This is a genomic window from Chryseobacterium sp. MYb7, assembly GCF_002979455.1.
In the GTDB taxonomy this organism is placed as follows: Bacteria; Bacteroidota; Bacteroidia; order Flavobacteriales; family Weeksellaceae; genus Chryseobacterium.
The window spans coordinates 93,652-103,605 of sequence record NZ_PCOU01000020.1; the positions used below are offsets into that span (position 1 = coordinate 93,652).

Here is a 9,954-nt window from a genome sequence, read left to right on the forward strand (position 1 = left end):
TTCTCTTATTTTATATGCCTAAAATTTGTTTGATCTGTATTTTTTGTGCCGGGGTTGCTGTCTCGAGAATGGATATGAAGGCCGCTACATTATCGTTAATTAATCCCAGTTTGCCATCCGGTCTTGCAACTACTTTCAGGGTATGAGAAGTATCTGATTGCGGTACCATATGATAGGCAGGATTGAGATTCAGTGTCCCATTGATCTTGAGCCATCGCTCGGCAAAGTCCCCGATGATCAAGCCATTGGTCCAGGAAGCGCTCAGATCAACGACGTTCTCTGTTCCGATAGCTTCGGAAGGAACCAGGCTTGCATTGCTGTGTATGACCAGCCTGTTGTTTACTGTTTCTACAGTATTTACCGTATTGCTGTGCCCGGCTCCTGTTCCGATAAATACATTGTTTTCTCCCTGGATATAGCCTCCGGCCTGCGCCCCGAGCATTACATTTTTGCTTTCCGTCGTAATAAACTGCCCCGAAGACTGACCTATAATGGTATTATAGCTTCCGGTATTCAAACTGTTCAGGGCCGACTGGCCTATTGCTATATTCTTATATCCGGAAGTCAGTTTTGCCAGGGTTGAATTTCCAAGTCCTACGTTCACATTTCCCGTAATAATTTTTCCGGCATTGGAAAGATCATATCCTGAAATATGGCCGATAAAGGTATTGTATGCTCCGGTTGTCACTCCATTCAGACTGTAGCTTCCAAAGGCGACATTCCCTGAAGCAGTGGAGAGCTTCTGCAGGGCTCCGTAGCCGTAAGAAATATTATACGTTCCCGTGTGCATCTGGTTCATATTTCCAAAATACATCGAATAGGTCTGCGGATTCATTCCTAAGGCAGCATCTGTTGTACCTTGCTTTGTGATGGAGCTTCCCGTAAACGAAATATATCTCGGAGCAAAGTTTCCTCTTTCAACTACATCATATAGGCTCCCATAAAGCGGCTCCCATACCGAACCGTCGAAATAGTAATAGGTATTAGGACTTTTGATATGGACAACCTGACCGGAATGTACCGGTGCTGCTTCGGTCACATAGACCAATGCCCCTTTTTGGAAAGCTGTGTACGTATAGGAAGCCAGCTCGCTTCCTTTCACTCTCGGAGCAATAATGCCATCCAATGCTTTGCTTTTATCCGTATTACCGATAACATCAAGGGTTGCTGCGGGGCTGGTGGTATTGACACCGACCTGACCCTGAATATTTCCGGTTGCTGCAAGAAGGAAAAATAATCCTGCGAGATTATATATTAATTTTTGCATATCATTAAATTTGCTGTTTGTTTTATTTTCCGATCATGTAATAGATCTTTTTAAAAATGCTATTCTGTTCTTTTTTTAACTCAATAATCTGATTCAGCTGCCTGTTAAAATAACTTACTTCCGAAGAGGTTATGGCTTTCATTGAATTGACATACCGGGCTACCTGATTGATGTTCGTTTCTATCTTTACAAAAATGTTGTCCTGCTCTTCAATGAAATTCAATACTTTCCGCCTCTCATCATCCAGAATCCTGTTTTCTACTGAATGGATAATTAGACTCGTCAGGGAGATTTGCTTTTCTGAGCAGATTTTCTTCCAGTTGTCTTTTCTGGATTTTTGAATTCTTATAATAATCAGGTCTTCTTTTCCTCTTTCCATTTTCAATTTATCCTATGGTAAAATAACTTTAGTGAAGCTTTATCCGATTTAAACAGCTCTGCGCTTCTTGGCAAGTAAGGGTTAATATTTCCTCTCTGATAAATAACAGAAAAATAAATCTGTGTTTTCATTTTGCTTTCTGATTAAAATTTCTTCTGCAAAATTGGGGCATAAAAATCATGAAAACAATAGTATTCATCGGGCGTGGGCTAAATAAGAACGTGCTGGGCTTATCTGGAATATGTGAAGATTAAAAAAGAATATACTGGGCTAATTTGGAATATTGCTCCTAATTTTCCCCGAAACAAAAAAACAAGTTCCGCTGTTTTTTCTCCTTTTTGCAAAAAAAGGCAAGATCGTCTTTGGAGATACAACTTGAAAAGTTTGTATATACAAAGACACATCTTGCTCTGTAAAGTCGCCCACTTTTTTCAGAGTTCTGAAAAGCTTTCCCACCAAACTATAAAACACTAATAACCAGAATATTGATTTTATTTATATGGTTTTTGCTGTTGAAAGAAAAAACATTGCAAATATCGAAGTGCGGAGAATACACTAACCTGTATCCATTTTACTCAGGGTAAGTAGACAACCTGATACATTTTTACACAGGTTCTGTAAATAGGGTGGATAAAATTTACACAGGTTAGAATAAAACATGGGTAATTTTTACGCAGGTTGAAGCTTTGACAATTAATATTCAAGATCAGAATGTACCTGATACTTTTTTATTCAGGTCTTATAATAAGGTGGATAAAAACTACTCAGGTGAAAAGAAAACATGGGTATTTTTTCACGCAGGTTCCAATTTTTGCCTGCAATTATTTAAGATCAGACATGTACCTGATACTATTTTGCACAGGCGCTACAATAAGGTGGGTAAAATTTACGCAGGTTAAAAGAAAACATAGGTAATTTTTACGCAGGGTCAGCTTTAACCTGTTACTATTTTGCTCAGGTAAGGAATGATATCATATGATTTGTGCAAGCAGTACTTGCACTATTGGAAAACTTTGGATAGCGAAAAAAGTTTTCATAAAGTCTAAAAGAGACCATTAATTAATATGGAATTGAAAAAACAAGTTTTGTATCTTTGAAACATGGCAGAAAAACCTCAAAACTCCAGTAAGACTTTATACAATTCGATTGCACAAATTATTATTGATGCAAAATCTGCGGTTTACAGAAATACTAATGCAATAGTATTAAAAATGTACTGGGAAATTGGTAAGCTGATTATTGAAGAGGAACAAAATGGGCAAAGTCGTGCCCAATATGGAAAGTCTATACTGAAAAACCTCGCCAATCAGCTGACTCTGGAATTTGGAAAAGGGTTTAATGAACGGAATCTTAATAATATGAGAGCCTTCTTCAATTCATTTCCAATTTGGAACGCAGTGCGTACCGAATTGAGCTGGACGCATTACAGGATCATCAGCCGGATTGAAAACCCTGAACACAGATTACAATATATGCTCCACTCCATTGAAGGAAACTGGAATACACGGACGCTGCAACGAAACATTGATAGTCAATACTTGGGAAGACTCTTGAAATTTCCGGAAAGTGACAGTAGAGAAACGTCACACTTTATTAAAGACCCTTATATTTTTGAATTTTTAGGGCTTCCGTCGGATAACTCCCAGACAGAAACCCAAATAGAGTCGGCTCTTATTTCTCATCTTCAGCAGTTTCTTATGGAACTTGGAAAAGGGTTTGCTTTTGTAGCAAGACAGCAGCATATTGTGACTGATACCTCTGATTTTTTCATCGATCTTGTATTTTATAATTATTATCTCAAATGCTTTATTCTGGTAGATTTGAAAACTCATAAACTTACCCATGAAGCTATTGGTCAGATGGATATGTATGTGAGAATGTACAACGATCTGAAAAAAAATGCTGATGATAATCCCACCATTGGGATCATTCTGTGTACGGAAAAAGACGAAACGGTTGTAAAATATTCAGTATTATCCGAAAATAAAAAGCTTTTTGCAAGTAAATACAGAACATACCTGCCTGATGAAAATGAGCTAAAACAACTGATTGAAGCAGATAGAGTAAAACTTGAACTGGATAATATTGATTAATTATTGACATCCTTACTTTGCCACCATGCGTCTTCCAATTTCCATGTATGGCTTCTTACTTCGCTGACTAAGTCAGTCAAATCTCCTGAATAGTCTGTTTTTCCAAGCTTCATTTCAACTTCAGTTTGGATTGCCCATAAACTTCTGCTTAAATAATTGATTTGCTTTCTTAATTCCTGGATTCTGTCTTCTGAAAAACCTACGGTCTTTTGAAAATCAGTATTATAGGTTGAATATCCATCTTTTGACAGAAAATATTCAGTATCGTTTTTTGGCGAGAAACCAAGGTTTAATGCCACTCTCTCTGATGCATTAAAATTAAAATCGATCTGTCCTGCATCAATAGTAATTCGCTGTTCTTGTCTACTTAAAAATAGATGCGGGAGAATTGTATCTTTCATTGCATTTGTAAGATGTCCCTTTCCTCTGTATTCCGGTAATACAAACCAGTGCAGATCTTTCTTCATATCATAAACAGCAGCTACATATGAATTTTCATTATTTTTTATAAAATAAAATGTATCCGGTCCGTCAGAAGATGTTATGCTATCAGTAGGTTTGGGTCTATTTACCCAGACTTTAGCAAGGTCTACAGTAGTGCTTAAGGATTTTCGATAAATGAGACTTTCTGATTCATCATTTTTATTCAAATTCTCTATTAACGATTGTAAAGATATATTAGTCATAGTTATTTTGGGTGTTAATATTGGAAAATGAATGCCTTACCATTCAATCTCATATATAGCATCATCAGCACTTAATTCCAACTCGTCAATAGTACAATTATGTTTTTTAGCTTCATACTTCAGAAAGTTCAGAAAATTTTCATACTCTTTTGATAAAAAAGTGGATGTTTTCATCAATTCAGCTAATCTTCTGAATGAAACTTTTCCACCTTTCATTTCAAAAAAGCTGGCATTTACATGCCTCATATATAAATAGAGGTATTCGTTTCCTGCATAAATACCATCTTCAAGAAAAGGGAGCAGTTTTTTTGCTCCAACCGGATCATAACTGTTCATTGAATGCTCAATCCAATATTCCAGATGCAGAAATATGGAAACATCCTGTTTTGTTGTGTCAACCATTTTCATATTGTACCTGAGAGCAGATATACAAAATAAAATATGTGCCCAGGAAATTTCAAAGCCTAAATATGGAATTTCTTCAAAAGTGAAATGTCCATGAGTTCTTTGCAGCCTGCTCCCATAAGAAGCCTTTCGGATTTCATAGGAAAAACTACTTATAAGCTTATTTTTATCTTCATAGCCTTTAAAATGAAAAAAAGATTCATTTCCCCAAAATTTTGAAATAATATCATATAAATACTCGAGATCATCACGGGTTCCCCATATTTCAATACCTAAGCCTTTTTTGGTTGGTACACTGTAAATCATATGTAGTGCTATTATCAGTTACCGGCAAATCTACTAAAATTGTAAAACAAGAATAAGAATTGGGATTAATTCTTTAAATAAATTTTTTATTTCCAATTCTCAAATATTCAGCTCGCAACCTCTTTTCAAAAACATTTAAAGCCAAAGTCCGGTTATGCTTTTATAAAGGGGTTGCTCCGCTTTTCACAAAAATGCACTCAAACCAAAAGAAGGAATTGCATGTTTGCTGCATGATTTTTCCTTAACTAAATTTTAGATTATCTTCAATAGTTTTTCAATATTTTTCACTAAATTGGGATAGTTTTATTTTAAGAAAAGCTTTGACTATGAATGACTTACCTACTAATTTTAAAACATCTTCCGAATCTGTAAATTATGAAGCGAAAGTCCATTGGATTTCCTATGTTATTCCTGTTTTCTTTATAGTTATTGGTTCTGTAGGAGTTCTCTATTTTCTATTGCTCGGATACAAATTTATGTTGGGATTTATAGGCATTATTTCCCTGTTTCTTATTTTTCTTTTCATAAAAGGGATCATCGCTGTTATTCGGAATAAGAATACTAAAATCTACGTTACAGATAATCATCTTTCATTTACCACGGGGATATTAGGAAAAATACGTTCCGATCTTTCGTTAATTAAGCTTGAGGGAATGCAATTACACCAAAGCTTTCTAGGTAAAACGTTAAATTTTGGAAGCTTAATTGTTACTACTGGGGGAATGACTCACTCATATTTCATTGCAAATCCAATGGAGCTAAGGAATGTTTTGCTTCATTCTCAAAAACGATCCGATTAAAAAATAATTTATTAATTTGAAATTAATTGCTATAAATCAATCTCACAACCTTTTTTCAAAAACATACTCTGCTAAAATGCGGCAATGTTTTTAGAAATAGGGTTGCACCGCTTTTGCAAAAATGCGTTTCCGACCAACAGGAGAAAATGCATTTTTGCCGCCCGAATTTTTCTCAGGCGACAGAAATTATGCAAGTATTTTATCGGTTGAGAATGAAACTTTTTAGATTAAATGAAATGAAGCCCCTCTATTCTTGTTTAATCCATCATACATTCATGGGAAATTGTATTCTCATAGTCCTTTTAAAACATCAATTACACTACTTGCTGTATAGGTATTTTGAACTTTTTTGGTTTGAAATACCATGAAGTATTTATAATTACTGCCAGCCAATTTTTCCCAAGTTTTTCCTAAAGTATTTTTATCTCTGCTGTCATCATTGTCTCTGTCATCTCCTTTCGTTTCCAAGAGAATTTTATTCCCTTTATGAGTATAAATTATAAAATCAGGATAATGGTTGGAACTAAAACCATTTAAAGCAAATCCTTTTCCTCTCTCCAAGTTTCTGTGCCAGAATTTTACATTTTCTAAAGAAGCAATTTCCAGTATCATGCTTTGTTCAAAATTGTTCATAGATGCTTCTTTTTCATATAGAGATTTTGAAATAGGGGTACTAGTATTTAATGGAGTAATGGTATCAGAAAATAAGAAATTCCCTTGTACTATTATGTTGTTGCTATCTATCAGTTTAAAGAATTTCTCTTTAGCATATTCATTAGATAACTCATTGATTTTGTCTTTTATTCTTTTGACATAAATAAAATCATTGTCTATAATATCTCTAATCTGATCAGAAGTCAGATTTTCAAAAACTCTACTTACATATTTTTGCAATTCTTGTTCAGAAATTGGAGTCATATCTCCTAATTTTTTGACAACAATTCCTGTAATTTGTCTGATTTGAGAGCCTTTGGGTTTAGAAAGAATAGAATCAACCAAGAGAGCTTTAGCTTTTGAATTAAGCTTCTTGATGCTGGCCGTACCTTTACTTTCATCAAAATCCACAGCAATAATATCTTTGGAAATTTCTTCGAAAGTAATTTGTGTACTGTAATTGGATAAGATAAAACCATCCAGCAAACTGTTTTTATGCAGAAACTCCCATTTTTCATTCAGTTCTGGAAATAAAGCACTTGTTAAATCATCTTTTTTCTCTATGAAAAATTGTGGAAGTTCAATTTCTTTTGCGAAGTCTTTAAATTCTTTGGCTATTGGAAATTGTTTAGGTTGAGTTTTCATAACTTCTGTAAATAAGGAAGTACTATCATCTATCTCTAATTCATTAACTTTTTGCTCAAATTCAGCTCCTTGTTGTTCAGCTCTTTGGGTAAGTTGAGTAAGAATAGGATTACTTGTTTTTATTTGTTCTAATGTGGTTTCTTCATTGGGATTGAATTCTATTTGGGAAATATCAAACTCCTCATCAGATTTTGGTGTTTCATTTTTAATTTTGTCGTCATTAAATAAACTTCCATTTAATATCTCATTAGGTGTCAATATTACTTCCTCCACAGTTTCCTGTTCAGCATAATAATCATCTTTACTAAATCCTGAGTCTTGTAAGCCTTTTACTATGCTGTCTAAAGTGTCATTGAATTTAGCAGAAGCAGTCAAAACAAAAGACATATTAAGTAATGCCTGATTGTGTTTGATGGTATAAGGTTGCCTTAAAATCCTACCTAAAATTTGTTCAACATCAACCGCAGAAGATTTATCTGCTAAAGAAGCCAATATATATGCATTGGGACAATCCCAACCTTCTTTCAAGGCATTGACGGTAATGATATATCTTACCTGACAGTCTTTAGCCATTAAATCAATTCCTTTCAGTTCATCTATATTACTGGTTTTTATTTTTATCTGCTCTTCTGGGATTTGAAGTTTTATCAATTGTTCCTTAATCTTCCCAAAAGTGGTATTATCTTTTCCTTTTATATTGGACTGTGCCTGAAACAGAATAATCGGTCTAATATATTTTCCAGTTTCTTTTTCTTCTTCTTTTGCCAACAATTCCAACTGCCTTTGTAGATGCAGGGCACTGGTAATTACTTCTTCTTTTTTGTGATGATTATACACAATCACAGGAAGCTTTACCATATGCTCCTTCTTTAAAGATAGAGCATTGACAAAAGAAATAATATTACTATTTTCTTTTGGTGTAGCGGTTAAATCCAATATCAATGAAGGATTTAAGTTTTGCAACATTTCTACACTTAAGGCACTTTCAGCATTGTGACTTTCATCAACTATTACAACTGGGTTTAAACTTCTAATAATATTGATTAAAGCCGTATCATCTGTATCTGGTATTATCAAATCTTTTTCTACAATGGTATCTCTAAAAGGCTCTAAGGCACCATTTTCCTGATAAACCTTTCTATCTTCTTTTTTCTTTTTATCAATCCTTAAACTACTGAAATTAAATACAAATATATTTAATTGTTCCGTAACAGAAGAAGGGTTAAAATTGACTCCTTGTAGCAACTGATCCTTTTCATAAACTTCCACTCTGTTCCCAAAAAGAGTACTAAGTTTTTCTCTATATGGGTGGTTAGGCTTGGACAAATTATTAACCGTTTGCTGTAATAGATTAGACCAAGGAACTAACCAAACAACAGCCTTCGGATTTCCTTGATTAAAATATTTGTTAAGTGTATCCAATGCATTTATAGCTATAAAAGTCTTTCCGCCGGCAGTAGGCACTTTTATTGCAATATGGATAGCACCAGGAACAGTATCTTTATAGGGTTTCATACCTTTATAAGAACCATCTAACTGTGGAGAATAGGGAAATCCTAACTTATCTTCCCAATATTTATTAAATGCTTTGGCTGAATTGTTCTCTGTTTGTAGATAGGTTAGAAATTTCTCCAAATCCTTAATTACTGTATGTTGGTATGGTTTTAATTCCATAAGTCTTACTTTGTCTTTAGTTTATTATTTTCAAATTTGACAGTTACTTCATTTTTAAATAGTTTAACTATTTTTTAAAATCTTGAAATATCCCTTGGTATTTTTTTGAAAATAATATGATACTTATCCATCAACTTTTGGTCAAGCAGACACAAATCTGCATAAATGATATACTGACTGGCTTTTGTTTTCAAGGTTCTCAAATAACTTTCATCTAAAATGGTTAATCTGTCTTTTTTATAGTAAAAATAATATGCAGTGTCATTTCTCTTGCCTAACAAATATTTCTCGTCTTGGCTTCGATAATGTTCTTTGGTCTCTGTGTACCAAACATATTCTTCTATTTTTTCTGTTTCCACGTCTTCATTAAGCAAATCATTTTCTAAGAAAATAGGTTTTCCTAACGTGTAGTAACTAAAATCTCCTCCAGTTCCTTCTACTTCATTATTGTCTTTGCCATAACCATTGATAACTCTTTTTACTCTTTCAGCAGTAATTGTTTCCGCATAATTTTCCATTTCTATCAAAATGAATTTTCTGTTTCCTCCATCTTGTTTGTTTAGATTCAATACTGCATGTGCTGTAGTACCAGAACCAGCAAAGGAATCCAAAACAATAGACTTTTTATCAGTGGCTTGCTGCAAACAATATTCAATCAAATCAATCGATTTAGGGGTAGGAAAGGATTTGTCTTCAAATATTTTTTTCAATTGTAATGTTCCTGCCTCACTTGAAAATTCAGAGCCATGCCAAAATGATTTAGGCTTAATCCTTTTTAAAGATTCTCCGTCACCCAAGAAATCTTTCTGAAAGACATCAAACTCATTACGTGTTTTAACTTTCTTAATTTCTAATTCATCGATTCTATTTAATAAGGTTTCTTTACCCCATCTCCAAGTTCCATTTTCTCCATCGGACAATTTAGGATATATTTCAATATAACCTTGTTTATATATAATATCTATATTGAACTCATCTTGACTTTCTTTTTATGAATTTTTTACAAGCAATAACAATAAAAGCTAAATAATTGAATCCGATCCAG

At 33.9% G+C, this 9,954-nt stretch carries 8 protein-coding genes; 2 read left to right on the plus strand and 6 right to left on the minus strand.

Annotated features, from left to right (window positions below; all coding sequences use genetic code 11):
- Nucleotides 1–10 precede the first annotated feature (10 nt).
- Both CQ046_RS15955 and CQ046_RS15960 read right to left on the minus strand, forming a co-directional pair.
- Complete coding sequence (locus tag CQ046_RS15955; RefSeq protein WP_105703230.1) at nucleotides 11–1,267, minus strand: hypothetical protein; 1,257 nt, start codon at nucleotides 1,265–1,267, stop codon at nucleotides 11–13.
- Between the two features lie 22 nt (nucleotides 1,268–1,289).
- Nucleotides 1,290–1,646 (minus strand): hypothetical protein, encoded by a 357-nt coding sequence (locus tag CQ046_RS15960; RefSeq protein WP_105703231.1) that lies wholly within the window; start codon nucleotides 1,644–1,646, stop codon nucleotides 1,290–1,292.
- A gap of 1,100 nt (nucleotides 1,647–2,746) precedes the next feature.
- On the opposite strand from CQ046_RS15960, the gene CQ046_RS15970 reads away from it, so the two are divergent.
- The gene (locus CQ046_RS15970; RefSeq protein ID WP_105703233.1) at nucleotides 2,747–3,739 is read left to right on the plus strand and encodes a YhcG family protein; all 993 of its coding nucleotides are present in this window, start codon (nucleotides 2,747–2,749) and stop codon (nucleotides 3,737–3,739) included.
- Here CQ046_RS15970 and CQ046_RS15975 read toward each other — a convergent pair.
- Both CQ046_RS15975 and CQ046_RS15980 read right to left on the minus strand, forming a co-directional pair.
- A complete protein-coding gene (locus CQ046_RS15975) occupies nucleotides 3,736–4,425 on the minus strand; it encodes a GNAT family N-acetyltransferase (RefSeq protein ID WP_123906638.1) in 690 nt (229 codons plus the stop codon). The two genes, CQ046_RS15970 and CQ046_RS15975, sit on opposite strands and share 4 nt — an antisense overlap.
- A gap of 36 nt (nucleotides 4,426–4,461) precedes the next feature.
- Nucleotides 4,462–5,136, minus strand: coding sequence for a DUF6904 family protein (locus tag CQ046_RS15980; RefSeq protein WP_105703235.1), 675 nt, complete (start codon nucleotides 5,134–5,136; stop codon nucleotides 4,462–4,464).
- A gap of 326 nt (nucleotides 5,137–5,462) precedes the next feature.
- Here CQ046_RS15980 and CQ046_RS15985 point away from each other — a divergent pair, with 326 nt between their 5' ends.
- Nucleotides 5,463–5,936, plus strand: a complete 474-nt coding sequence (locus CQ046_RS15985; RefSeq protein WP_105703236.1) for a PH domain-containing protein — start codon at nucleotides 5,463–5,465, stop codon at nucleotides 5,934–5,936.
- 291 nt (nucleotides 5,937–6,227) lie between these two features.
- Here CQ046_RS15985 and CQ046_RS15990 read toward each other — a convergent pair whose 3' ends face one another.
- Nucleotides 6,228–8,909 (minus strand): DEAD/DEAH box helicase, encoded by a 2,682-nt coding sequence (locus tag CQ046_RS15990; RefSeq protein ID WP_105703237.1) that lies wholly within the window; start codon nucleotides 8,907–8,909, stop codon nucleotides 6,228–6,230.
- A 74-nt stretch (nucleotides 8,910–8,983) separates the two neighbouring features.
- On the minus strand, nucleotides 8,984–9,829 hold the full coding sequence (locus CQ046_RS15995; protein WP_228406976.1) for a DNA methyltransferase: 846 nt from the start codon (nucleotides 9,827–9,829) through the stop codon (nucleotides 8,984–8,986).
- Between the last annotated feature and the right edge of the window lie 125 nt (nucleotides 9,830–9,954).

What these genes read in the sequence shown, in the direction of transcription:
- CQ046_RS15985 (WP_105703236.1), top strand. Translation starts at nt 5,463, where the DNA reads ATGAATGACTTACCTACTAATTTTAAAACATCTTCCGAATCTGTAAAT.
- CQ046_RS15955 (WP_105703230.1), bottom strand. Translation starts at nt 1,267, where the DNA reads ATGCAAAAATTAATATATAATCTCGCAGGATTATTTTTCCTTCTTGCA.
- CQ046_RS15990 (WP_105703237.1), bottom strand. Translation starts at nt 8,909, where the DNA reads ATGGAATTAAAACCATACCAACATACAGTAATTAAGGATTTGGAGAAA.
- CQ046_RS15960 (WP_105703231.1), bottom strand. Translation starts at nt 1,646, where the DNA reads ATGGAAAGAGGAAAAGAAGACCTGATTATTATAAGAATTCAAAAATCC.
- CQ046_RS15970 (WP_105703233.1), top strand. Translation starts at nt 2,747, where the DNA reads ATGGCAGAAAAACCTCAAAACTCCAGTAAGACTTTATACAATTCGATT.
- CQ046_RS15975 (WP_123906638.1), bottom strand. Translation starts at nt 4,425, where the DNA reads ATGACTAATATATCTTTACAATCGTTAATAGAGAATTTGAATAAAAAT.
- CQ046_RS15980 (WP_105703235.1), bottom strand. Translation starts at nt 5,136, where the DNA reads ATGATTTACAGTGTACCAACCAAAAAAGGCTTAGGTATTGAAATATGG.